The sequence below is a fragment of the Sulfitobacter sp. HNIBRBA3233 genome (assembly GCF_040149665.1).
In the GTDB taxonomy this organism is placed as follows: domain Bacteria; phylum Pseudomonadota; class Alphaproteobacteria; order Rhodobacterales; family Rhodobacteraceae; genus Sulfitobacter; species Sulfitobacter marinivivus.
This window is the reverse complement of sequence record NZ_JBEFLP010000001.1, coordinates 580580-603196: the sequence shown is the minus strand read 5'-3', so window position 1 is coordinate 603196 and position 22617 is coordinate 580580. Positions and strand designations below refer to the sequence as shown.

Genomic DNA, 22617 nt, shown 5'->3' with positions numbered 1-22617 from the left:
GAGGAGACCAACATGAAAGACCTGATGATGACAGAAATGATGACCAAAGAAGACGTAACCGCCATGATCCTGTCCGCCAAGAAACAGGCGGGCCTGACGTGGGAGCAGATCGCCGAGAAGATCGAGATGTCGCCCGTCTGGACCCACTCTGCGGCCATGGGCATGAACGCCTTCCCTCCCGAGAAGGCGAAGAAGATGGTCAGCGTGATGGGCCTGCCGCAGGAAGCCGAAAGCGTGCTGGCCGAAAGCCCGACCAAGATCTGGGAGCAGGCAGTGCCGACAGACCCCTGTATCTACCGCTTCTACGAGATCGTCGGCGTCTATGGCCCGACCCTCAAGGCGCTGATCCAGGAGAAATTCGGCGACGGCATCATGTCGGCCATCGATTTCGACATGTCCGTCACGCGGGTCGAGAACCCCAAGGGCGACCGGGTCAAGGTCGAGATGTCGGGCAAATACCTCGGCTACAACAGCTGGTAATCCGGTGACCCGTAGGCCAGTCCCCCCTTTCAGCCATGACGAGGCGGTCCAGAAGGTCCGCATGGCCGAGGACGCGTGGAACACGCGCGACCCCGAGAAGGTGGCACTGGCCTATACCCCGGACACGAAATGGCGCAACCGCTCGGAATTCCTGACCGGGCGGGAGGCGGTGCGCGATTTCCTCGTGCGCAAATGGCAGCGCGAGAACGACTACCGCTTGATCAAGGAAATATGGGCCCATTCCGACAACAGGATCGCGGTGCGCTTCTGCTATGAGTTCCACGATGCGCAGGGCCAATGGTTTCGCGCCTACGGCAACGAAAACTGGGCGTTCGACGCCGAAGGATACATGGCCACCCGCCACGCTTCCATCAACGACGTGGCGATTGCCGAGACCGATCGCCTATTCCACTGGCCGCAAGGCCCGCGTCCCGCAGATCACCCCGGTCTGTCAGAGCTCGGGCTGTAACAGCGCCCCACGCCTCCCGCCCCGCCGGAGGATCGCTCCGGGACCACTCCGGATTAATATTGTTAAGCTCGTACGCCGCTCAGTCGGGACGTAAAGTCTGTTTTTCAATCATAGCGCAGCGTGGGAAGATGGTGGGTGATAAGAGATTTGAACTCCTGACATCTTCGATGTGAACGAAGCGCTCTACCACTGAGCTAATCACCCGCTGGGGCGTGAAATAGCCAAGTTCGACCTTTGGTGCAAGAGGGCGAAATCACAAAGCCCGCGCGATATGTCCGGCATGACAGAAAGACGCAGGCGGGAGCGCTGTCGCCCTCCCGTCCCGATAGACCGCTGCCTGGGCGCGGGTTACTCTGCCGCAGTAGCGGGCTTTGCAGGTTTGTCCGATTTTGCGCTGGGCTTGGCGTTCAGGGCCGCGTTTTTCTGGCGCAGCTTCAGCACCAGCGCACGGCCGTCGCTCATTTCCTTGCCGCGCTGCACCTTGAGCTTGCCCAGCGGCGGCAACTGCATCTCGCGGTGTTCCGACAGCGCATCCCCCAGCACGGCGAGCATGGCTTCGACCACGGGTTTGACGTCTTTCTTCTTCATGCCGGACCGCGCGACGACAAGGTCGAACAGTTCCTTCTTGCGCAGCTCGTTGCCGACCACAACGGGCGAAAGCGTATCGACGACCTTCGGGTCGGCTGTCGCGGCTGCTGGCGGCGTGGCTGTCGTGGTCCCGGACGCCGCAGACTTCGATTTCGTGCTGCTGGGCGCCTTGGTCGTCTTTTTGGATGACGTTGTCATTTTTCCGCTCTCTTTCCTCGGGGGATGTTGTTTTTTGCCAAGGCTACGCAGGAATCGCGGAAAAATCCAGTGAAACGCGCGGGCGGCTGCGATATGGCGCGTCGGCGCGCGCAGATGATCAAGTGACGACAGCATCCAACCGCCGGATCGCAACCGGCTGAACGAAAAACGCCCCCGCAGCTGCTGCGGAGGCGTCGTTATCATCATTGTGCTCGGGGTCAGTGCGTCGTGGCTGCGTCGCCCGATCCGGATTTCGCCGCCAGCGTTGCCGCTGCCGCCGCTTCTTCTGCGGCCTCGTCCCATTCCACCGGTTCCGGCTTGCGGACCAGCGCGTGCTCCAGCACTTCGGACACGTGGGTCACGGGGATGATCGTCAGCCCCTCTTTCACGTTGTCGGGGATATCGGGCAGATCCTTCTCGTTTTCCTTGGGGATCAGCACCGTGGTGATGCCGCCCCGCAGTGCCGCGAGCAGTTTTTCCTTCAATCCGCCGATCGGCATCGCGTTGCCGCGCAGCGACACCTCGCCGGTCATGGCGATGTCCTTGCGGACCGGGATCTTCGTCAGGACCGAAACGATGGAGGTGACCATCGCCAGACCCGCCGACGGGCCATCCTTGGGCGTTGCCCCGTCCGGCACGTGGACGTGGATGTCCAGCGTGTCGAATTGCGGCGGCTTGATCCCGATCTGCGGGCTGATGGAGCGCACGTAAGAGCTCGCCGCGTCGATGGATTCCTTCATCACATCGCCCAGCTTGCCCGTAGTCTTCATCCGGCCCTTGCCCGGCAGGCGCAGCGCTTCAATATGCAGCAGCTCGCCGCCTACGGAGGTATAGGCCAGCCCGGTCACGACACCGACCTGGTTTTCCTCTTCGGCCAAACCGTAGCGGTGCTTGCGCACGCCCAGGAACTCGTCGAGGTTCTCGTCCGACACGACGACGCTTTCGACTTCCTTGCGCACGATCTTGGTCAGGGCCTTGCGGGCGACCTTTGCAATCTCGCGTTCAAGGTTCCGCACGCCCGCCTCGCGGGTGTAGTAGCGGATCATATCCGTCAGCGCGCTGTCCTCGATCTTGAACTCCTTGTCCTTCAGACCGTGGTTCTTGACCTGTTTGGTCACAAGATGCTGCTTGGCGATCTCGCGCTTCTCGTCTTCGGTGTAGCCCGAAAGCGGGATGATCTCCATCCGGTCCAGAAGCGGTCCGGGCATATTGTAACTGTTCGACGTGGTCAGGAACATCACGTTGGACAGGTCGTATTCCACTTCGAGATAGTGGTCCACGAAGGTCGAGTTCTGTTCGGGATCAAGCACCTCGAGCATCGCCGACGCCGGATCGCCGCGGAAGTCCTGACCCATCTTGTCGATCTCATCGAGCAGGATCAGCGGGTTCGTCGTCTTGGCCTTTTTCAGCGCCTGGATGATCTTGCCGGGCATGGAGCCGATATAGGTCCGGCGGTGGCCACGAATTTCGGACTCGTCGCGCACCCCACCCAGAGAGATCCGGATGAATTCACGCCCCGTGGCCTTCGCCACGGATTTACCCAGGCTGGTCTTGCCGACGCCCGGAGGGCCGACAAGGCACATGATCGGGCCTTTCAGCTTGGACGAGCGCTGCTGCACCGCGAGGTATTCGACGATCCGTTCTTTGACCTTCTCCAGACCGTAGTGATCCCGGTCGAGGATATCCTGCGCCTTGTTCAGATCCTTCTTCACGCGGGATTTGACGCCCCACGGGATCGACAGCATCCAGTCAAGATAGTTGCGCACGACGGTGGCTTCGGCGGACATGGGCGACATGTTCTTGAGCTTTTTCAGCTCTGCCTCGGCCTTCTCGCGGGCTTCCTTGCTCAGCTTGGTCTCGGCGATTTTCGCTTCCAGCTCGGCAACCTCGTTCTTGCCGTCCTCGCCGTCGCCCAGCTCGTTCTGAATGGCCTTCATCTGCTCATTCAGGTAATATTCGCGCTGGGTCTTCTCCATCTGCGATTTGACGCGGGTCTTGATCTTCTTCTCGACCTGAAGAACCGACATCTCGCCCTGCATCAGGCCATAGACCTTCTCAAGCCGTTCGGACACGGTCAGGGTTTCCAGCAGATCCTGTTTCTGGCCGACCTCGATGCCGAGGTGTCCGGCCACCAGATCCGCCAGACGCGCGGGATCGGAAGCGTCCGCCACGGCGCTCAGCGCCTCTTCGGGGACGTTCTTCTTGACCTTGGCGTAGCGTGCGAATTCCTCCGCGACCGAGCGCAGCAGCGCCTTCGTGGTCGCATCGTCGCCGTCCATTTCGGTCAGGTATTCCGCACGGGCTTCGAAGAAGTTCTCGTTCTCGAGGTATTCGGTAATGCGCACCCGCGCCTGCCCCTCGACCAGTACCTTCACGGTGCCGTCAGGCAGTTTCAGCAGTTGCAACACATTGGCCAGAACGCCGACCTTGAAGATACCGTCGCTGTCGGGGTCGTCGATACCGGGATCGATCTGGCTCGACAGCAGGATCTGCTTGTCATCGGACATGACTTCTTCGAGCGCGCGCACGGATTTGTCGCGGCCCACAAAAAGCGGCACGATCATATGGGGAAAAACGACGATATCCCTCAGCGGGAGGACGGGATAGCTCGCGTTCAGAGGCTCTTGCATGCTCTTTTCCTTATATCTGCAAAACAGCTATGGTCCCTCACAGAGGCAACACTGCGCTGTTTCCTTTCGGACTCGATAATTGGGGATCGGGTCCACCTGTTTCAATAGTACGGATGCCGGGGCTTTGGGCGGCTTGTGCTTAACATGGCGCGATACCCCGTGAGCGGCAACCTCGGATTGATCAGTCTTTATTGAAATTTGCGCCAAGGTCCGCCGATCGGGCGCCGCGCATCGCGTTACCGATGCCGAATATTTATCATCAGATATGTAACGCAATTGTTGAACGGATGCGGAAATTGCGCTATGATTCATCTAACAACATGACTGGAGCACTTAATGACCGACGCTTTCATCTGCGATGCCATCCGTACCCCCATCGGCCGCTACGGCGGCGCGCTTGCGCAGGTGCGTGCGGATGACCTTGCCGCCGCCCCCATTCGCGCCCTGATGGAGCGGAATTCCGACGTCGACTGGGCGCAGGTGGATGACGTCTTCATGGGCTGCGCAAACCAGGCCGGCGAAGACAACCGCAACGTGGCCCGGATGGCCGCCCTGCTGGCCGGTCTGCCCGTCGATGTGCCGGGCGTGACACTGAACCGGCTCTGCGCCTCGGGCCTGAACGCCGTGGGCTCTGCCGCGCAGGCGATCCGCGCGGGCGACATGGATCTGGCCATCGCCGGCGGTGTGGAAAGCATGACACGCGCGCCGTTTGTCATGCCCAAGGCCGAAACCGCCTTCGGGCGGGCCAACGCGGTCTATGACACCACCATCGGCTGGCGTTTCGTGAACCCCAAGATGAAGGACGAATACGGCATCGACAGCATGCCCCAGACCGCAGACAACGTGGCCGAGGATTACGGCGTCAGCCGCGAGGATCAGGATGCCTTTGCCCTGCGCAGCCAGCAGCGCTGGGCCGCCGCCGACGAAAAGGGCCTTTTCGCCGACGAAATCGTGCCTGTCACCATTCCCCAGCGCAAGGGCGACCCGAAGATCGTGGACCGCGACGAGCACCCGCGCCCGCAGACCGATGCGGCCGCACTGGCCAAGCTGCGCGGGATCAACGGCCCCGACAAGACCGTGACAGCGGGCAATGCCTCGGGCGTCAATGACGGCGCGGCGGCACTGCTGATCGCCAGCGAAGCGGCGGCGAACGCCCACGGGCTGAAGCCGATGGCGCGGGTGGTGGCGATGTCCGCCGCCGGTGTCGCCCCGCGCGTCATGGGCATCGGGCCGATCCCCGCCTGCGAGAAAGTGTTGAAGCGCGCGGGCCTCACAGCCGACCAGATGGATGTGATCGAGCTGAACGAAGCTTTCGCAAGCCAGGGCATCGCCACGCTGCGCGCGCTCGGCATTCCCGAGGACGCGCCGCACGTCAACGCGCTGGGCGGCGCGATCGCGATCGGCCATCCGCTCGGCATGTCCGGCGCGCGGCTCGCGCTGACGGCTGCCTATCAACTCCAGCGGACGCAGGGCCGCTACGCGCTTTGCACGATGTGCGTCGGCGTCGGCCAAGGCGTCGCGCTGATTCTGGAGCGGGTATAACCCCGCGCCACAACCCGAAAGGACCGATACGATGTATGCACAGATGGTCAAATCAACCGGTGAGGGCGTTCGATCCCTCGACGAGATGGACCCGCAGGAGCGCGCCTTTCAGGAGCGTATCGACGCGGGTGGCAAGATCGAGCCGAAGGACTGGATGCCCGAGGGGTATCGCAAGAACCTGATCCGCCAGATCGGCCAGCATGCGCATTCGGAAATCGTGGGCCAGTTGCCGGAAGGCAACTGGATCACCCGCGCACCAACGCTGGAGCGCAAGGCGATCCTGCTGGCGAAAGTGCAGGACGAGGCCGGCCACGGCCTCTACCTCTATTGTGCGGCGGAGACATTGGGCATCACCCGCGACGAGATGTTCGAGGCGCTGCACGAAGGGCGCATGAAATACTCCTCGATCTTCAACTACCCGACCCTGACATGGGCCGACATGGGGGCCGTGGGCTGGCTGGTCGACGGGGCTGCGATCATGAACCAGGTGCCGTTGCAGCGCACCTCCTACGGGCCCTATGCCCGCGCCATGGTGCGGATCTGCAAGGAGGAATCCTTTCACCAGCGGCAGGGTTTCGACATAATGATGAAGATGTGCAAAGGCACGGACGCGCAGAAGAAGATGGCGCAGGATGCGCTGAACCGCTTCTGGTATCCGTCGCTGATGATGTTCGGCCCCTCCGACAAGGACAGCGTTCACTCCGCGCAGTCGATGGCGTGGAAGATCAAGATGAACACCAACGACGAACTGCGCCAGAAATTCGTCGACCAGACCGTTCCGCAGGCGGAATACCTCGGGCTGACGATTCCCGACGACACGCTGGCGTGGAACGAGGAAAAAGGCGGCTACGACTTCGCCGAACCCGACTGGAACGAATTCTTCGAGGTGCTCAAGGGCAACGGCCCGTGCAACCACGACCGGCTGAACGCGCGCAAGACCGCGTGGGAAGACAATGCATGGGTCCGTGACGGGATGCTGGCGCACGCCCGCAAGCGGCGCGCAGCGAAGGTGGCCGCAGAATGAGCAGCCTCACCCCCACCCCCTATGACAAGACGGAAAGCCCCGAAAAAAAGCCCAAGCGCACCGGGGAATGGCCCTTGTTCGAAGTCTTCATCCGCGGCCAGCACGGTCTTAACCACCGGCACGTCGGATCGCTTCACGCGCCGGACGCGGAAATGGCCGTCAAGAACGCGCGCGACGTCTACACCCGCCGCAACGAGGGCGTCAGCATCTGGGTGGTGGAGGCCGAGCAGATCCACGCCTCCGCCCCCGGTGACAAGGAAGCGCTCTATGATCCGAGCAATGACAAGGTCTACCGCCATCCGACGTTTTTCGATGTACCCGACGAAGTAGGACATATGTGATGGCAGACGACGCGCTGTTTCAGGCTCTCCTGCGGCTGGGTGACAACACGCTGGTGCTGGGTCACCGGGTCTCCGAATGGTGCGGCAAGGCCCCCGTTCTGGAAGAGGACATCGCGCTGGCCAATGTGGCGCTCGACCTGATCGGCCAGACGCAGATGTGGCTGGGCTACGCCGCCGAGGTCGAAGGCGCGGGCCGGTCTGCCGACGATCTGGCATTCCTGCGCGACGCGTGGGAGTTTCGCAACGTGTTGCTGGTCGAGCGGCCCAACGATGATTTCGCCGTCACCATGATGCGTCAGTTCCTCTTCGACGCCGCGCATAAGGCGCTGCTGACGGGACTTACGCAATCGAGCGATCCGCGCATCGCCGAGATTGCCGCGAAATCCGTCAAGGAAGTTACCTATCACCTTGAAAGATCGTCAGAAACCGTGATTGCGCTGGGCGACGGCACGGCCGAGAGCCACGACCGGATGCAGCGCGCGCTCGACCTGCTGTGGCCCTACGCCGGAGAGCTTTTCGCCAGCGACGATATCGATGCCGAGATGGCCGATCGCGGCCTGATGCCCGATCCGGCCAGCCTGCGACCCGCCTGGGACCAGACCGTCGCGGCCACCCTCGCAGAGGCCACGCTAACCCGGCCCGAGGACGATTTCGCCCATAAGGGCGGGCGCAGCGGCAAGATGCATTCCGAACACCTGGGACATATGCTGGCGCAGATGCAGTGGTTGCAACGCGCCTACCCCGGCGCGCAATGGTAGCCCAGCCCGACATCCAGACTGTCTGGGCCTGGCTGGACGAAGTGCCGGATCCGGAAATTCCGGTGATTTCCGTGGTCGATCTGGGCATCGTGCGCGGCGTGGACTGGAACGGCGACACGCTGGAGGTCGCGATCACGCCGACCTATTCGGGCTGCCCTGCGACCTCGGTCATTTCCATGGACGTGGAAACCGCGCTGCGCGAACACGGCATCGAAAAGCTGCGCATCCGCCAGCAGCTGTCGCCGCCGTGGACCACGGACTGGCTAAGCGACAAGGGCGCGCGCAAGCTCGAGGAATACGGGATCGCCCCGCCCTCGCCCGCCGGCGGGCCTGAGAAATGCCCGAATTGCGGCGGGACCGATCTGCAAAAGGTCAGCCAGTTCGGATCGACCCCCTGCAAGGCCCATTGGCGCTGTCTCGAGTGCCTCGAGCCTTTCGACTACTTCAAATGCATCTGACGAGGATCCCATGGCCCGTTTCCACCCCCTGACCGTCACGGATGTGCGCAAGACCATCCGCGACGCGGTCGTTGTCAGTCTGAAACCGGAAAATGGCGCTGATTTCGATTTCATCCAAGGTCAGTACCTCACCTTTCGCCGCGCCTTCGACGGGCAGGAGCTGCGCCGCAGCTATTCCATCTGCGCGGGCCGCGATGACGGTATTCTGCAGGTCGGCATCAAGCGGGTCGAGGGCGGCGCCTTCTCGACCTGGGCGAATACCGATCTGAGACCCGGCGACACGATCGAAGCGATGCCGCCGATGGGTAAGTTCTACACCGATCTCGACGCGGACGCGGCGCGCCACTACCTCGGCTTTGCCGGAGGATCGGGGATCACCCCCGTCCTGTCGATCCTCAAGACCGTCATGGCGCGCGAGCCCAAGTCGCGGTTCACGCTGGTCTATGCCAATCGCGGGATCAGTTCGATCATGTTCCGCGACGAGCTTGAGGACATCAAGAATTCCTATATGGGCCGGGTCAACGTGATCCACGTGCTGGAACAGGATGCGCAGGACATCGACCTGTTCACCGGCCGCGTGGATCAGGAAAAATGCGCGCGCCTGTTTTCCAGCTGGATCGACATCGCGTCGGTGGATACGGCGTTCATCTGCGGGCCAGAGCCGATGATGCTGGGCATCGCGCAGGCGCTGCGCGATCACGGCCTCGACGACACGCAGATCAAGTTCGAGCTCTTCGCCTCGTCGCAACCCGGGCGGGCCAAGGCCCCCGCCAAGGCCGAGGGCAGCGCGGCCAGGGGCGGCGAAACGCAGGCGCGCTGCACGCTGGACGGATCGACCCGCAGCTTCACCATGCCGCGCGACCGCAGCCTGCTGGACGCCGCACTCGACAATGCGCTCGACGCGCCTTTTGCCTGCAAGGCCGGCGTCTGTTCCACCTGCCGTGCCAAGGTGACCGAGGGCGAGGTCGAGATGCGCACCAACCACGCGCTGGAAGATTACGAAGTCGCGCAGGGCTATGTTCTGACATGCCAATGCTACCCTCTTTCGGATAATGTGGCGTTTGACTACGACCAATAGGAGCACGCCCATGAGCGAAGACGCGATGCGGATAGAGGATTACCTGTCTCAGGGCGGGCGGCTTACGGCACCGGGCAACGTGCCGCCGCGCTACCGCGCCGAACTGATGCGTCTGATGGCGATTTTCGTGGACAGCCAGCTTGCGGGGGCTGCGGGGTTTGCGACAATGATCAACGCCGGTCCGGGCGTGAAGGAACGGATCGCCGCCGCGCGGATCGTGCTGGAGAAAAACCACCACGCCGAAAAGGTGCTGCATATCATGGCCGAATTCGGCGCGGATACCGCCCGCTACGTTCAGCATCACCCGTGGGAGGACCGCCTACCCCGCGATGCTGACATCGGCGCGCGGCGTGTGCATCCCGACATGCGCCTGCCGGTGTTCAACGCGCCGCTGGAGGGCTGGGCCGATGCGGTCACCATGAACCTGCTGATGGGGCTGGCGGTCGGCGTTCTGCTGGAAGATTACCGTGGCCTGTCCTACCAGCCGCTGGCCGAAACCTTCCGCGAGATCGAACCGGTGGAACGACGCCACGCCGAGCTTGCCGCCGAAGGCATGGCCGCACTCGCCGCAGGCGATGCGGTGCTGCAACCCGCTGTCGATTACTGGTGGCCGCGTGTCTCGGCGGGCTTCGGCTCGGAAGAGACGGGCCGCGACGCGCGGCTGCGCGGCTTTGGCCTGCGCCGCGCCAGCAACAGCGAGTTGCGCAGCCGCTGGGAGGACCGCGCGCGCACGGCCCTCGCCGAATACACGCTCAGCGCGCCCGCCTGATCCCTCCCAACCATTCCGGAGCCTGCCATGACCGTCCAAGACATCCCCTCTTTTGCTGCCGGACAGTGGATCGCGCCTGACAGTGCCGCGCGCAGCATCGCTTCGGCCATTACCGGCGATACGATCGCCCGCGCGGGTAATGACACGCTGGACACCGGTGCGATGCGCGCCTATGCCCGCGAGGTCGGCGGCCCTGCCCTGCGCAAGCTCACGTTCCACGACCGCGCGCGCATGCTCAAGGCGCTGGCGATCTACCTCAACGAACACAAGCAGGTGCTTTACGATCTGTCGTTCGAGACAGGTGCGACACAGGCCGACCACGCATTCGACATCGACGGCGGGATCGGGACGGTCTTCGTCTATGCCTCGAAAGGCCGGCGCGAGATGCCGGACGCGCGCATCTTTCTGGACGGCGATGTGGAACAGCTGGGCCGCACCGGCAGCTTTCTGGGCCGCCATGTGGCCGTGCCCCTGCAAGGGGTCGGCGTGCATATCAATGCCTTCAACTTTCCGGTCTGGGGCATGCTCGAAAAATTCGCGCCGACCTTCCTCGCCGGGGTTCCGTCCATTGTCAAACCCGCCACTGCGACCAGCTATGTCACCCACGCCTGCGTCCGCCTGATGCTGGAGAGCGGCATTCTGCCCGACGGTGCGCTGCAGATGATCGCGGGTGGCACCGGCGATCTGCTGCGCCAGCTCGATGCGCAGGACGTGGTAAGCTTCACCGGCTCGGCAGATACCGCGCTGAAACTGCGCTCTGAGCCGCATCTTTTGCGCAACTCGGTGCGGTTCGTGGCTGAACAGGACAGTCTGAACGCCTCGGTCCTCGGCCCCGACGCCACACCCGGCACCGCCGAATTCGATCTCTTCATCAACGAAGCGCACCGCGAGATGACCACCAAGGCGGGTCAGAAATGCACGGCGATCCGGCGCATCATGGCCCCCGCCGCCCATGTGCAGGCGGTGATCGACGCACTGTCGGACCGGCTGGCGAAAACCGTGATCGGCGATCCGCGTGACAAGGCGACGCGCATGGGCGCGCTGGTCTCGCGCGCGCAGCGCGAGGACGTGCTGGCCAAGGCCGCGATCATCGGCACCGAGGCGCGGCGCGTCTACGGCGATCCCGACAGCTTTACCGTCGCGGGGGCGGACCGCGACAAGGGCGCCTTTGTCCCGCCGATGCTGTTTCACTGCGAAGACCCCGACGCGGCGGAGCGGCTGCACGATACCGAAGCCTTCGGCCCCGTATCCACCGTGATGCCCTACCGCGATACCGACCATGCCATCGCCTTGCTCAACCGGGGCCAAGGCTCGCTTGTAGCGTCGGTCATCACCCGCGACGGCGCATTGGCGCGCGAGATGGTTCTGGGGGCCGCTGCGTGGCACGGGCGTCTTTATTTCAACAACGCCGACAGCATGGCCGAAAGCACCGGCCATGGCGCGCCGATGCCGCATATGGTCCACGGCGGCCCGGGCCGCGCCGGCGGCGGCGAGGAATTGGGCGGGATACGCGGCGTGATGCACTACATGCAGCGCACAGCCGTACAGGGCAGCCCCGATATTCTGACCGCCGTTGGCGAGGAATGGGTCCCCGGTGCGGCGCAGATCACCGGCGGCGCGCATCCTTTCACGCGCACATTCACCCAGTTGCAGATCGGCGAGACCCTGCATACCGACGCGCGCGATGTCACGCTCGACGATATCGAGACCTTTGCCCATTTCACCGGCGACACCTTCTACGCCCATATGGACGAGGAGGCGGCGAAGGCGAACCCCTTCTTCCCCGGTCGCGTCGCGCACGGCTACCTGCTGCTGAGCTTTGCCGCCGGCCTCTTCGTTCAGGCCGATCCCGGCCCCGTGCTGGCCAACACCGGTCTGGGCGATCTGAACTTCATGAAACCTGTCTCTCCGGGCGACCGGATCTCCGTTCAGCTGACGGTGAAGAAAAAGACACCGCGCACGGATACCTACGGTCAGGTGCGCTGGCATGTCCGCGTGACGAACCAGGATGCGGAGCCGGTGGCCGAATACGAACTCCTGACGATGAACGCCTATAGCTAGGCCCGCGGCGCAGCGCCCATGTCCGTGATGGCGGACCTTCCGCCAAATCGCCCTATTTTCGCCGCGCCGCGCGGATATTCAGGCGCCGCCTAACACGGATACCGGATCATGTTTCGACTGCTGTGGCGCCAGCGGCGGTGCCTGCTCTTTGGCGGGTTTTTCGCCAGTCTGGCGCTGATGATGATGGTCCTCGACCGCTTCGGGATCGCGGCGCTGGGGCCGCTCCCGCCTGTCATCTTGTCGTTGTCGCTGCTGCTGACGACCCTGATCGTCGCGGCGGGTGTCATGGCGCTGGGCGCGGTCGTGGTGATTGTACTGCCGCGCTGGCGCAGCCTGCTGGAGCTCGGGGCGCTTGCATTTTTCGTCACCGCCGCCCTGCAGGTTCTGGTGCCCGCGCTTTACGAGATCCCCTATATCGGCGGCTTCGTTCCGTTTATCCTGACGCTGGTGCTCGTCGCGCTGATCTACGGTGAAGCGCTCGACCGGTTTCGCCTGCCGCTCGACAACCGCTCGTGCCGCAGCATCGTCAGCCCGCTTGATCCGCAGTCCCTGTGGGAGACGCTGGTGCCAGGCGCGGCCCCCGTCAGCGCGCATTGGGATCCGCTGTTGCACGACATCACCCCGATCGACGGGGATCCCGACAGGTTCGAGGCGACCTATACCCACGGCGGATCGCTCTATGAACACCGCACGATCACGTTTCTGGACCGCAATGCACCCTTTCACGCGAAATACGATCACGTGGGTCGGGTGAACCCCAAAAGCCGCAGCCTCGTCGAAGGCACCTACGAGATCACGATCACACCGCTGGGCGACCGCCCCGGTTGCCGCGTGACCCTGTGCGCGCGGATGACCGAGGCGCTGCCGCGGGTCGCGATCGCGCGCTGGTTCGACGACGAACTGGGCGACCGTGCGGATTACCTGCGGGCGCGCCAGCGTGGCAAACGCGACTGGTCCATGGCGGGGCTCTACCGGTGCAAGGTCGCGCAGTTCGCCTGACATGGCCTCTGCGGGATGGCGGGCGGGGCGTCGTGGCAAGGCCACGCGCGGCGCTGTCATCCCGCAAAGATCACAAAGGGTCTATATCGCCCTGCGCCCGTCCCGCGTGAAAGTCGTTCTGCCAGCTCCGGAACGTGCCCGCCGCGATCGCCGCGCGCATTTCCGCCATCAGATCCTGATAGTAGCGCAGGTTGTGCCACGTCATCAGCATCGATCCGATGATCTCTTTCGAGCGGGTGACATGGTGCAGATAGGCCCGCGAATAATTCCGGCAGGCCGGACAGCCGCAAGCCTCGTCCAGCGGACGCGGATCGTCCTGATGGCGGGCGTTGCGGATATTGACCACGCCGTGGCGGGTAAATGCCTGCCCCGTACGTCCGGAGCGCGACGGCAGCACGCAGTCCATCATGTCGATGCCGCGCGCCACGGCGCCGACGATGTCGTCGGGCTTGCCCACGCCCATCAGGTAGCGCGGCTTGTCTTCGGGCAGCTGCTCGGGCGCGTAGTCCAGGCAGTCGAACATCGCCTCCTGCCCCTCGCCCACGGCCAGCCCGCCCACGGCGTAGCCGTCGAACCCGATCTCGCGCAGCGCCTGCGCACTTTGCTGGCGCAGATCCTGCTCCAGCCCGCCTTGCTGGATGCCAAAGAGCGCGTGGCCGGGCCGGTCGCCGAATGCCTCCTTCGAGCGTCTGGCCCACCGCATCGACAGCTCCATGCTTTCGGCGATGCGGCTGCGGTCGGCGGGCAATGCGGGACATTCGTCGAAACACATCACGATGTCCGATCCCAGCAGCGCCTGTATCTCCATCGACCGTTCCGGCGTGATCTCGTGTTTCGACCCGTCGATATGGCTTTTGAAGGTCACGCCGCGCTCGGTCAGCTTGCGCAGCGACGCAAGGCTCATCACCTGAAAGCCGCCCGAATCCGTCAGGATCGGCCGGTCCCAGTTCATGAACCTGTGCAGCCCGCCCAGAGCCGCAATCCGCTCCGCCGTCGGGCGCAGCATCAAATGATAGGTATTGCCCAGCAGGATATCGGCGCCGGTCTCGCGCACGCTGCCCGGCAGCATCGCCTTCACGGTGGCCGCCGTGCCCACGGGCATGAACGCAGGGGTTCTGATTTCGCCGCGCGGCGTGGTGATCGCGCCGGTGCGCGCCCGCCCGTCCCGCGCCTCTGTCCGATAAGAGAATCCCGCCATTCCGCGTCCTCGCTTGTGATTTTTGCGGTCCTACAGTTTCGTCGCGGGCGTTGCAACGCAGCCTCCCTTTACGCCCTGTTCCGCAATCCCTATATAAAAAGTCGGAAACACGTCAAACGAGGCACAGATGACCGAGAACACGCCGCCCCTTGAAGGCACACCGCTGATCGAGCCATCGAGCACGGACCACCCGCTGTACGAGCAGGTCGTCGAAGCCTGCCGCACTGTCTATGACCCGGAAATTCCGGTGAATATCTACGAGCTCGGCCTGATTTACACCATCGCGATCAACGACGCCAACGAAGTCGACATCAAGATGTCGCTGACAGCGCCCGGCTGTCCCGTCGCGGGCGAGATGCCCGGCTGGGTCGCCGATGCGGTCGAACCCATCGCGGGCGTCAAACAGGTGGATGTCGCACTGGTCTGGGAACCGCCATGGGGCATGGACATGATGTCCGACGAGGCGCGGCTGGAGCTGGGGTTCATGTAAACCCGCCCCCGCGCGCTAGGATCACACGGGCCGTCCTGACAGGGCGGCCCGTTTCGCGTTCTTGCCACTGCTCCGGCACGGTGCCACACTGCCGAAAAGAGAGGTGGGCATGGGGCAACTGGCGGTCTTTACCGGCGATATCGTGAAATCCGGCAGTCTTGACGCCGCAGCGCTCGACGCGGTGATCGATGCCCTGCGCGCAGGCGCGCGCCAGATTTCCGCGTGGGACGGATCGGACGTGGCTTTCGCGCGGTTTCGCGGCGATGGATGGCAGATGGCGCTGCCCCCTGCCCGCGCCCTGCGGGCCGCGCTGGTGCTACAGGCCCGTGTGCGTGCCCTCGGAGCGCAGACACGGATCGGGATCGGGATCGGCGGCGCCCGGCTGACAGGCGACGAGCTTGCAGCGGGCGAAGGGCCCGCCTTCGTTGCCTCGGGCCACAGCCTCGATGCGCTTGCCCGCCCGCTGCTGATGGCCGCGCCGGATGGCGCGCTGTCCATCGCGCTGCCGCTCGCGGACCGCATCGCGCAGGGCTGGACGGCCAAACAGGCCGAAACGGTCGCCCTGCTGCTGGACACCGCGCCACAGACCCACGCCGAGGTCGGCCGCACGCTGGGACGCAGCCGCCAGATGATCCAGAAACAGGCCGATGCGGCGGGGGTGGACGCGCTGATCGCGGCCTGCATCGCTTTCGAAAGCACGGCATGAGCGGTCAGATGCAACCAAAAAAGGTAGCAAATCACGATAGCAACCAAATTTGGTTGCGCACGGCCGCACCCGCGCGACGGGTAAGGATCGCCGGACCATGACCCTGCCGCCGATCTCTCTTTCTACGATCGAACTGCTGATTGCGCTGGTCACCGCGCATCTTCTGGCCGATTTCGTCTTCCAGACCACGCATATGGTGCTGAACAAGCATCGCCCCCATATCCTGATCATGCACGGCCTGCATGTCTTTGCGCTGACGGCGCTTCTGACGGGCGGCGCGATGGTGTCGGCGCTGGCCATCGCGGCCAGCCATACGCTCATCGACGCGGTAAAGGTCCACCTGCTGCGCGACACGCTGCGCACCTATCTGGGCGATCAGGCGACACATTTCTGCGTGCTGCTCGGCGCGGCGCTTTTCGTGCCCACAGCGGTCTGGCACCCGCTCTGGCCGCCCCTGTCGGCGGATCTGATCCAGATCGCGCTGGTGGTCAGCGGCATGATCCTTGCCAGCCTCGCGGGCGGTCCTGCCGTCGGCCATCTGATGGTGCGCTACAAGGCCGATGCGCAGCCCGACGGGCTGGAATACGCGGGCCGCATCATCGGGGTGATGGAGCGGGCGCTGATTTTCCTGCTGGTGATGATCGGAGAGCCGAGTGCGATCGGCTTCCTGATCGCGGCCAAATCGATCCTGCGCTTCGACACCGTGTCGCGCGACCAAAGGATGAGCGAATACGTCATCATCGGCACGCTTGCCTCTTTCGGCTGGGCGCTGGCGGTCAGCTTTGCCACTCTCGCGACCATGGCGGCCTTGGGATACTAGCGATTGTCACGAAACCGAAACGGAACCGTTACGCAACCCTCATGAAGCGGTCGCAAAACCGCAATGCCCCCCGTGCATGACCTGCCCCGTGAACATTCATAACGGAGCATAATACATGCGTCTCACCGCTTCTCTCTTTGTCCTCTCGCTGGTGCCGCTGGCGGCACATGCCGAGGGCCACGCCAACCCCGCGGTCATCGACTATGGCCCGCGTCCGGCCTATCTGGTCGCCAAGCTCGACGATGGCGCGCTCAAGGACAAGCTGGCTTCCTGCCTCGGGCAGACGCCCGCCCGCACCGCGTTTTCCATCGGGCACCGCGGCGCACCGATGATGTTTCCCGAACACACGGTCGAATCCAATATCGCGGCGGCGCGCATGGGTGCCGGTATCCTTGAATGCGATGTGACTTTTACCAAGGATCACGAACTGGTCTGCCGCCACGCGCAGAACGACCTGCACACCACCACAAACATCCTGACGACCGATCTGGCGGAGAAATGCACGGCCGGCTTCACCCCGGCCGCAGGCGACACCCCCGCCAGCGCCGAATGCCGCACATCCGACCTGACGCTGGCAGAATTCGATACGCTGAAACCCAAGATGGACAGCGCGGACAAGACCGCGACCACCGCCGACGCCTATCAGGGTGGCATCGCGGATTGGCGCACCAACCTCTACACCGACGGCGCCCGCACGATGACCCACGCGGAATCGATCGAGCTTTTCGCCGCGCTGGGTGCCAAATTCACGCCCGAGCTGAAATCACCGTCGGTCGAGATGCCGCACGACGGGTTCTCGCAGGCCGACTATGCCCAGAAAATGATCGACGAGTACAAGGCCGCAGGCATCCCCGCCTCAGATGTCTGGGCGCAGTCCTTCAACCTCGAAGACGTGCGCTACTGGATCGCGAACGAACCCGAATTCGGTCAACAGGCGGTCTATCTGGTGGAATGGTCCGACGGCTTTGACGAACAGAACCCCGACACATGGACGCAGGATTTCGCGGCGCTCAAGGCCGAGGGCGTCAACTATATCGGTGCCTCGCTGAACATGCTGCTGACCAACAAGGACGGCACGCTGGCGGCATCGGCCTATGCGGATGCGGCCAATGCGGCAGGCATCACGCTGATCGCCTGGACGCTCGAGCGGTCGGGGCCGCTGGCCTCTGGCGGTGGCTGGTATTTCCAGTCGGTGAACGACATCATTGACAACGACAGCGACTATCTGGTGGCGCTCGATGTGCTGGCACAGGAGGCCCGCGTGGCCGGTGTCTTCTCCGACTGGCCCGCGACCGTGACCTATTACGCCAACTGCATGGGTCTCTGACCATATCTGCGACGAAACGAGGGGCGGCGGGGCTTGAGATTGCTCCGCCGTCCCCTTACCTTGTGGTCAAAGGAGAACCACATGTTCGGCATTCCAGGCAAGCAGGCGGTCACCATGACCCCGAAAGCGACCACCCAGATCGTCAAGCTGATGCAGTCCAAGGGCCACGCGGGCCTGCGGATCGGCGTCAAGAAGGGCGGCTGCGCGGGCATGGAATACACCATGGAATATGTGGATGACGCCGATCCCAACGACGAAGTCGTCGAACAGGACGGTGCGCGGGTGATGATCGCGCCGATGGCGCAGATGTTCCTTTTCGGCACCGAGATCGACTATGAGACGACGCTGCTGGAATCGGGGTTCAAGTTCAATAACCCGAACGTCTCCGAAGCCTGCGGATGCGGCGAATCCATCAAGTTCGACGACGCGCTTTTCGCCAAGTGAGCCTGTCGGCCGGTGACATTGCCCATGTCACCGATCTGTTCAGCGAAATCCCCGATCTGACCACCCGCCGCATGTTCGGCGGCCTTGGCCTCTATTGTGGCGGGACGATCTTTGCCTTGGCGCTGTCGGACGGGCGGCTGATGCTGAAAGCCCCCGAAGGCCCCTTTGCGGAGCGCATGGCCGCTCTCGGCGGGCAGCCCTGGACCTACACCCGCAAGACCGGCGCGCAAAGCGTCATGCCCTACTGGACCGTGCCGGACGAGTGCCTCGACGATCCGCAGGCGCTTGCCGCCCTTGCCCGCGAGGCCATCGCGCATCTGCGCGACCCCTAGCTTTTCTTGAGGTGCAGGTAGGTTTCCTTGAACCGGCGGGCCAGATGATCGCCCGCGCGGATCACGCCCTGCGCGCCCGGCGGGGCGACATTGGTGTCGTGCGACGGATTGAAGAACAGAGGCACCGAGATCCGTTCGTTCGTGCCGCCCACGACACGGTGCGGCGTGGCGCGCACGCGCCCCTCGGTCCAGAACTCCATCATTTCACCGAAGTTGATGACGAAAGTGCCGGGTGCTGCCGCCACCGGGATCCAGCCGCCGCCGCGCTTGCGCACCTCCAGCCCCGGCGAGCCGTCGGTGGCCAGAAGCGTCAGGCAGCCGTAGTCGGTATGGGTCGCGATGCCGAAATCCTTGGCCCCCGCCCAGTCGGGCCGGGCGGGATAGTAATTGCCGCGCAGCAGCGCCATCGGTGGATCGAACGCGGCATCAAAGGCATCGCGCGGCGCGCTGATCGCCTGCGCCAGCCCGCGCAGCACCTCCATCGCAACCCCGCAGGCCTGCGTGTAGTAGCCCGAGATGGTCTTTGCGAAGGCCACCGGCTCTGCGGGCCAGATGTTGGGCGCGTATACCGGCATCTCGCGGCGCGGATCGGTTTCCGGCAGGGTGACGCCGCTGTCGAAGAACTGTTTGTAGTCGGGGTTGGCGTCGGGATCGACCTGTTCGGATCCCGAAGCGCCCCAGCCCCGGTTCGCACCCGTGCGGGCCATGTCTATGCCCGCCTTGTCCCGCTCCGGCAGGCGAAAGAACTCCCTGTAGGTCTCGATCACCGCGCGCACCTCCGCCGCCTCCAGCGCGGTATTGTGCACGGTCGCAAAGCCGATCCCGGTCGCGGCCTCGGCCATCGCGTCGAGCGCGGTCTTGTCCTGCGCGCTCAGCGCCTCAAGGTCGATCGAAGGGATCATCGCGTCTCTCCTGCGGGGTGCGGTGGCCTAGTCCTACACCGGCCACCGCAGAAAGGCCAAGCCACCGTTGCCGCCCTGCCGCCCCGATGCTACGGATAAAGCCGAAAATCCAAACGGGGAGACAGGGCGCATGAGACGCAAGCTGGCAGCGGGCAACTGGAAGATGAACGGCACCGCAGCGGCGCTGGCAGAGCTCGACACGCTCGCCGCCGCGCTGTCCGGTGACGGGCCACAGGTCGTCATCTGCCCCCCCGCGCCGCTGCTCTATCGTGCGGCGGAAAAGGCCAAGGGCACCGGCATCGCCATCGGTGCGCAGGATTGCCACATGCAGGAGGCGGGCGCCTTCACCGGCGATATATCCGCCGCGATGATCGCCGACACCGGCGCGCGTTTCGTGATCGTCGGTCATTCCGAACGACGCGATGCCCATGAGGAATCCAACCGCGACGTCCGCGCAAAGGCGCAGCGCGCGTGGGATGCGGGTCTGACGGCGATCATCTGCATCGGCGAAGCGCTGGACGACCGCGAGGCGGACAATACCCTCGATATCATCGCGGGTCAGCTGGCAGGATCGCTGCCCGACCACGCCACGGCGGATACAACCGTCATCGCCTATGAGCCGATCTGGGCCATCGGCACCGGCAAGGTGCCGACCCTCGCACAGATCGTCGAAGTGCATGATTTCATCCGCGCAGAGCTATCACACAGGCTGGGTGCCGAGGCGGCGGAGAGCATTACCCTGCTCTATGGCGGATCGGTGAAACCGGAGAACGCGGCAGAGATTTTCCGCGCCGAAAACGTCGACGGTGCGCTGGTCGGCGGTGCATCGCTGAAGGCCGCGGATTTCGCCCCGATCATCGACGCGCTCGCCGCAAGCTGATCGCGCGGCGCGCCGCGCGGCCGAAGGATGCAGGCCCTCGTTGCGAGGGCCTGCACCGGTGATCCCCGCTAGCGGGTGATGATTTCCGGTCCCATCATCATCGTCGGCAACCAGGTCGAGATTGCCGGGATGTAGGTGACCATGATCAGGAAGACAAAGAGCACCGCAAGAAACGGCAGTGCGGCGCGCACGACCGCGATCATCGGCATGTTCGCCACCCCCGACGTCACGAAGAGGTTCAGACCCACCGGCGGCGTGATCATTCCGATCTCCATGTTCACCACCATGATGATCCCCAGATGGATCGGGTCGATCCCAAGTTCGATCGCGATCGGAAACACCAGCGGCGCCACGATCACCAGAAGGCCCGAAGGCTCCATGAACTGGCCACCGATCAGCAGGATCACGTTGACGATCACAAGGAACATGATCGGCCCGAAACCGGCATCCAGCATCGCAGCCGAGATCTGCTGCGGGATCTGCTCGTCGGTCAGCACATGCTTGAGGATCAGCGCGTTGGCGATGATGAACATCAGCGTCACCGTCAGCTTGCCCGCCTCGAACAGGGTGTTCTTGGTGTCGCGGTGAAAGAACACCGTGACCAGCGCCTTCGGGTTCTGGAGAAGCGACAGGTTGCGCCCGTCGCCCGCGACATGAAGCGGCCCCATGTCGCGATAGACGAAGGTTGCGATGAAAAAGGCATAGACCGCCGCCACCGCTGCCGCTTCGGTCGGGGTGAAGATACCGCCGTAGATACCGCCAAGGATGATGACGATCAGGAACAGGCCCCAGCCCGCCTCGACGCCGCTCTCGCGCACCTCGCCCCAGCCGCGCCATTCGCCCTTGGGCAGATTGCGCACCCGCGCGATGATATAGATCGTGACCATCAGCATCAGACCGGCCAGCAGGCCCGGGATGACACCGGCAAGGAACATCCGCCCCACCGACACATCCACCGACGAGGCATAGACCACCATCACGATGGAGGGCGGGATCAGGATGCCCAGAGTGCCCGCAACCGCGATCACACCGGCGGCGAAGTCGCGGGTATATCCGACCTCGCGCATACCCACGATCACGATCGAGCCGATGGCGACCACCGTGGCGGGCGAAGAGCCGGACAAGGCGGCGAACAACATGCAGGCAAAGACGCCCGCAATCGCCAGACCGCCCGGCAGATGGCCCACGATGGCGATGGAAAAGCGGATGATCCGCTTGGCCACGCCGCCGGTGGACATGAAACTGGACGCAAGGATGAAGAACGGGATCGCAAGCAGCGTGTAGTGGCCCGCCATCGCCTGAAAGAAGGACTGCGCAATCGCACCGAGCGAGGCATCGCTGAGCACCAGCAGGAACAGGATCGATGACATGCCGAGCGAGACCGCAATCGGCACACCGATCAGCATCAGGCCGATAACGGACCCGAAAAGAATGAGAACTTCCATGGATCAGCGCTCCGCGTTCATGTGTTTGACGTCTTCGACGGCGTCTTCGGCCTCGTGGCTGACGATCAGCCCGTCGCGACGGCCCCGCACGACCTGCACGGTCGCCTGAACGAAGCGGAAAAGCAGAAGCGCCGCACCGAAGGGCAGTATCGCGTAGGGAATGAAGCGTGGCAGCTTTTCGTAGCTTTCACCCTCGTTCATGACCGGCTCGATAAAGCGCAGCCAGTCGAACATCGGGATGTCGACGGTTTCGTACCATGCCTGATCGCGGCTGTTTTCGAAGCCGGTGGGGAACCAGCGGCCGCTGGTGGCATCAAGCCCCGCGAAAGGCGCCCAGTAATCCCACGCGCCTTTCATCAGAAGGGCCGCGTAGATCACGCAGACGATACCGGCCACGATCGCGAGGATCTGGCGCGGGCGGTGGGAGAACACGTTGAGCAGCGCATCGACCCCCAGATGGGCCGTCACCTTGACCGCATAGCTCATCCCGAACAGCACCAGCCACGCAAACAGCAGCGATGTCGCCTCCAGACCCCAGATGAGGCCGGTGTTGAAGCCGTAGCGCAAGACCACGTTGATGAATGTGATGATCGTCATGGCACCGAGGATCAGCGCGATGAAAGTCTCCTCCAACTCATTGACGAAACGTCCGAGCGCGGAGTCCGGTTGATGCTGCAC

24 protein-coding genes and 1 tRNA gene are annotated in these 22617 nt (G+C 63.9%); 18 read left to right on the top strand and 7 right to left on the bottom strand.

Translation table 11 applies throughout. The annotated features are described in order from the left end of the window. The first annotated feature begins 12 nt into the window (after positions 1-12). Positions 13-480, top strand: a complete 468-nt coding sequence (cynS, locus tag ABMC89_RS02960; protein ID WP_349565030.1) for a cyanase — start codon at positions 13-15, stop codon at positions 478-480. Positions 481-484: 4 nt separating this feature from the next. Beyond that, on the top strand, positions 485-949 hold the full coding sequence (locus ABMC89_RS02955) for a nuclear transport factor 2 family protein (RefSeq protein WP_349565028.1): 465 nt from the start codon (positions 485-487) through the stop codon (positions 947-949). 129 nt (positions 950-1078) lie between these two features. Here ABMC89_RS02955 and ABMC89_RS02950 read toward each other — a convergent pair. The 3 genes from ABMC89_RS02950 to lon all read right to left on the bottom strand — a co-directional run bounded on the left by ABMC89_RS02950 (position 1079) and on the right by lon (position 4365). Beyond that, positions 1079-1153: transfer RNA gene (locus ABMC89_RS02950), tRNA-Val, on the bottom strand. Positions 1154-1297: 144 nt separating this feature from the next. Further along, on the bottom strand, positions 1298-1735 hold the full coding sequence (locus ABMC89_RS02945) for an HU family DNA-binding protein (RefSeq protein WP_349565026.1): 438 nt from the start codon (positions 1733-1735) through the stop codon (positions 1298-1300). A gap of 218 nt (positions 1736-1953) precedes the next feature. Further along, a complete protein-coding gene (gene lon / locus ABMC89_RS02940; protein ID WP_349565024.1) occupies positions 1954-4365 on the bottom strand; it encodes an endopeptidase La in 2412 nt (803 codons plus the stop codon). Positions 4366-4701: 336 nt separating this feature from the next. Here lon and pcaF point away from each other — a divergent pair, with 336 nt between their 5' ends. The 9 genes from pcaF (at position 4702) to ABMC89_RS02895 (ending at position 13395) form a co-directional block, all read left to right on the top strand. Beyond that, a complete protein-coding gene (gene pcaF / locus ABMC89_RS02935) occupies positions 4702-5907 on the top strand; it encodes a 3-oxoadipyl-CoA thiolase (protein WP_349565022.1) in 1206 nt (401 codons plus the stop codon). Positions 5908-5938: 31 nt separating this feature from the next. Next, on the top strand, positions 5939-6931 hold the full coding sequence (gene paaA / locus ABMC89_RS02930) for a 1,2-phenylacetyl-CoA epoxidase subunit PaaA (RefSeq protein ID WP_349565020.1): 993 nt from the start codon (positions 5939-5941) through the stop codon (positions 6929-6931). Beyond that, entirely contained in the window at positions 6928-7272 is a 345-nt protein-coding gene (paaB, locus tag ABMC89_RS02925; RefSeq protein ID WP_349565018.1) for a 1,2-phenylacetyl-CoA epoxidase subunit PaaB, read from the top strand. The genes paaA and paaB overlap by 4 nt, the downstream gene beginning before the upstream one ends. After that, complete coding sequence (paaC, locus tag ABMC89_RS02920; protein ID WP_439655631.1) at positions 7272-8030, top strand: 1,2-phenylacetyl-CoA epoxidase subunit PaaC; 759 nt, start codon at positions 7272-7274, stop codon at positions 8028-8030. The genes paaB and paaC overlap by 1 nt, the downstream gene beginning before the upstream one ends. Beyond that, positions 8024-8488 (top strand): 1,2-phenylacetyl-CoA epoxidase subunit PaaD, encoded by a 465-nt coding sequence (paaD, locus tag ABMC89_RS02915; protein ID WP_349565014.1) that lies wholly within the window; start codon positions 8024-8026, stop codon positions 8486-8488. The genes paaC and paaD overlap by 7 nt, the downstream gene beginning before the upstream one ends. 10 nt (positions 8489-8498) lie before the next feature. Further along, positions 8499-9566 carry a 2Fe-2S iron-sulfur cluster-binding protein gene (locus ABMC89_RS02910; protein WP_349565012.1) on the top strand — a complete coding sequence of 356 codons (1068 nt, stop codon included), beginning with the start codon at positions 8499-8501 and terminating at the stop codon, positions 9564-9566. 10 nt (positions 9567-9576) lie between these two features. Then, positions 9577-10335: a Phenylacetic acid catabolic protein gene (locus tag ABMC89_RS02905; RefSeq protein WP_349565010.1), complete on the top strand. Its 759-nt coding sequence runs from the start codon at positions 9577-9579 to the stop codon at positions 10333-10335. Positions 10336-10362: 27 nt separating this feature from the next. Then, entirely contained in the window at positions 10363-12396 is a 2034-nt protein-coding gene (gene paaZ / locus ABMC89_RS02900; protein ID WP_349565008.1) for a phenylacetic acid degradation bifunctional protein PaaZ, read from the top strand. A 108-nt stretch (positions 12397-12504) separates the two neighbouring features. Next, the gene (locus tag ABMC89_RS02895) at positions 12505-13395 is read left to right on the top strand and encodes a hypothetical protein (RefSeq protein WP_349565006.1); all 891 of its coding nucleotides are present in this window, start codon (positions 12505-12507) and stop codon (positions 13393-13395) included. Positions 13396-13465: 70 nt separating this feature from the next. On the opposite strand, the gene tgt is transcribed toward ABMC89_RS02895, so the two are convergent. Then, positions 13466-14593: a tRNA guanosine(34) transglycosylase Tgt gene (gene tgt, locus ABMC89_RS02890; RefSeq protein WP_349565004.1), complete on the bottom strand. Its 1128-nt coding sequence runs from the start codon at positions 14591-14593 to the stop codon at positions 13466-13468. Positions 14594-14720: 127 nt separating this feature from the next. On the opposite strand from tgt, the gene ABMC89_RS02885 reads away from it, so the two are divergent. The 6 genes from ABMC89_RS02885 (at position 14721) to ABMC89_RS02860 (ending at position 18712) form a co-directional block, all read left to right on the top strand. Continuing rightward, positions 14721-15083, top strand: a complete 363-nt coding sequence (locus ABMC89_RS02885; protein WP_349565002.1) for an SUF system Fe-S cluster assembly protein — start codon at positions 14721-14723, stop codon at positions 15081-15083. A gap of 109 nt (positions 15084-15192) precedes the next feature. Further along, positions 15193-15789: a hypothetical protein gene (locus ABMC89_RS02880; RefSeq protein ID WP_349565000.1), complete on the top strand. Its 597-nt coding sequence runs from the start codon at positions 15193-15195 to the stop codon at positions 15787-15789. Between the two features lie 97 nt (positions 15790-15886). Further along, the gene (locus ABMC89_RS02875) at positions 15887-16609 is read left to right on the top strand and encodes a DUF3307 domain-containing protein (RefSeq protein ID WP_349564998.1); all 723 of its coding nucleotides are present in this window, start codon (positions 15887-15889) and stop codon (positions 16607-16609) included. Between the two features lie 115 nt (positions 16610-16724). Next, entirely contained in the window at positions 16725-17936 is a 1212-nt protein-coding gene (locus tag ABMC89_RS02870) for a glycerophosphodiester phosphodiesterase family protein (protein WP_349564996.1), read from the top strand. 81 nt (positions 17937-18017) lie between these two features. After that, entirely contained in the window at positions 18018-18380 is a 363-nt protein-coding gene (locus tag ABMC89_RS02865; protein ID WP_349564994.1) for a HesB/IscA family protein, read from the top strand. Further along, positions 18377-18712, top strand: coding sequence for a TfoX/Sxy family protein (locus ABMC89_RS02860; RefSeq protein WP_349564992.1), 336 nt, complete (start codon positions 18377-18379; stop codon positions 18710-18712). Before ABMC89_RS02865 ends, ABMC89_RS02860 begins: the two co-directional genes overlap by 4 nt. Here the strand turns inward: ABMC89_RS02860 and ABMC89_RS02855 are convergent. Next, a complete protein-coding gene (locus ABMC89_RS02855; protein ID WP_349564990.1) occupies positions 18709-19614 on the bottom strand; it encodes an isopenicillin N synthase family dioxygenase in 906 nt (301 codons plus the stop codon). The genes ABMC89_RS02860 and ABMC89_RS02855 overlap by 4 nt on opposite strands. A 130-nt stretch (positions 19615-19744) precedes the next feature. On the opposite strand from ABMC89_RS02855, the gene tpiA reads away from it, so the two are divergent. Further along, positions 19745-20494 carry a triose-phosphate isomerase gene (tpiA, locus tag ABMC89_RS02850; RefSeq protein ID WP_349564988.1) on the top strand — a complete coding sequence of 250 codons (750 nt, stop codon included), beginning with the start codon at positions 19745-19747 and terminating at the stop codon, positions 20492-20494. 68 nt (positions 20495-20562) lie between these two features. Here the strand turns inward: tpiA and ABMC89_RS02845 are convergent, their stop codons facing one another. Beyond that, positions 20563-21939, bottom strand: coding sequence for a TRAP transporter large permease (locus ABMC89_RS02845; protein ID WP_349564986.1), 1377 nt, complete (start codon positions 21937-21939; stop codon positions 20563-20565). Between the two features lie 3 nt (positions 21940-21942). After that, positions 21943-22617: a TRAP transporter small permease gene (locus ABMC89_RS02840; protein WP_349564984.1), complete on the bottom strand. Its 675-nt coding sequence runs from the start codon at positions 22615-22617 to the stop codon at positions 21943-21945.

What these genes read in the sequence shown, in the direction of transcription:
- tgt (WP_349565004.1), bottom strand. Translation starts at nt 14,593, where the DNA reads ATGGCGGGATTCTCTTATCGGACAGAGGCGCGGGACGGGCGGGCGCGC.
- ABMC89_RS02945 (WP_349565026.1), bottom strand. Translation starts at nt 1,735, where the DNA reads ATGACAACGTCATCCAAAAAGACGACCAAGGCGCCCAGCAGCACGAAA.
- ABMC89_RS02895 (WP_349565006.1), top strand. Translation starts at nt 12,505, where the DNA reads ATGTTTCGACTGCTGTGGCGCCAGCGGCGGTGCCTGCTCTTTGGCGGG.
- ABMC89_RS02905 (WP_349565010.1), top strand. Translation starts at nt 9,577, where the DNA reads ATGAGCGAAGACGCGATGCGGATAGAGGATTACCTGTCTCAGGGCGGG.
- pcaF (WP_349565022.1), top strand. Translation starts at nt 4,702, where the DNA reads ATGACCGACGCTTTCATCTGCGATGCCATCCGTACCCCCATCGGCCGC.
- ABMC89_RS02910 (WP_349565012.1), top strand. Translation starts at nt 8,499, where the DNA reads ATGGCCCGTTTCCACCCCCTGACCGTCACGGATGTGCGCAAGACCATC.
- lon (WP_349565024.1), bottom strand. Translation starts at nt 4,365, where the DNA reads ATGCAAGAGCCTCTGAACGCGAGCTATCCCGTCCTCCCGCTGAGGGAT.
- ABMC89_RS02885 (WP_349565002.1), top strand. Translation starts at nt 14,721, where the DNA reads ATGACCGAGAACACGCCGCCCCTTGAAGGCACACCGCTGATCGAGCCA.
- paaC (WP_439655631.1), top strand. Translation starts at nt 7,272, where the DNA reads ATGGCAGACGACGCGCTGTTTCAGGCTCTCCTGCGGCTGGGTGACAAC.
- tpiA (WP_349564988.1), top strand. Translation starts at nt 19,745, where the DNA reads ATGAGACGCAAGCTGGCAGCGGGCAACTGGAAGATGAACGGCACCGCA.
- ABMC89_RS02845 (WP_349564986.1), bottom strand. Translation starts at nt 21,939, where the DNA reads ATGGAAGTTCTCATTCTTTTCGGGTCCGTTATCGGCCTGATGCTGATC.
- ABMC89_RS02870 (WP_349564996.1), top strand. Translation starts at nt 16,725, where the DNA reads ATGCGTCTCACCGCTTCTCTCTTTGTCCTCTCGCTGGTGCCGCTGGCG.
- cynS (WP_349565030.1), top strand. Translation starts at nt 13, where the DNA reads ATGAAAGACCTGATGATGACAGAAATGATGACCAAAGAAGACGTAACC.
- paaA (WP_349565020.1), top strand. Translation starts at nt 5,939, where the DNA reads ATGTATGCACAGATGGTCAAATCAACCGGTGAGGGCGTTCGATCCCTC.
- ABMC89_RS02880 (WP_349565000.1), top strand. Translation starts at nt 15,193, where the DNA reads ATGGGGCAACTGGCGGTCTTTACCGGCGATATCGTGAAATCCGGCAGT.
- ABMC89_RS02875 (WP_349564998.1), top strand. Translation starts at nt 15,887, where the DNA reads ATGACCCTGCCGCCGATCTCTCTTTCTACGATCGAACTGCTGATTGCG.
- ABMC89_RS02855 (WP_349564990.1), bottom strand. Translation starts at nt 19,614, where the DNA reads ATGATCCCTTCGATCGACCTTGAGGCGCTGAGCGCGCAGGACAAGACC.
- ABMC89_RS02865 (WP_349564994.1), top strand. Translation starts at nt 18,018, where the DNA reads ATGTTCGGCATTCCAGGCAAGCAGGCGGTCACCATGACCCCGAAAGCG.
- paaZ (WP_349565008.1), top strand. Translation starts at nt 10,363, where the DNA reads ATGACCGTCCAAGACATCCCCTCTTTTGCTGCCGGACAGTGGATCGCG.
- paaD (WP_349565014.1), top strand. Translation starts at nt 8,024, where the DNA reads ATGGTAGCCCAGCCCGACATCCAGACTGTCTGGGCCTGGCTGGACGAA.
- paaB (WP_349565018.1), top strand. Translation starts at nt 6,928, where the DNA reads ATGAGCAGCCTCACCCCCACCCCCTATGACAAGACGGAAAGCCCCGAA.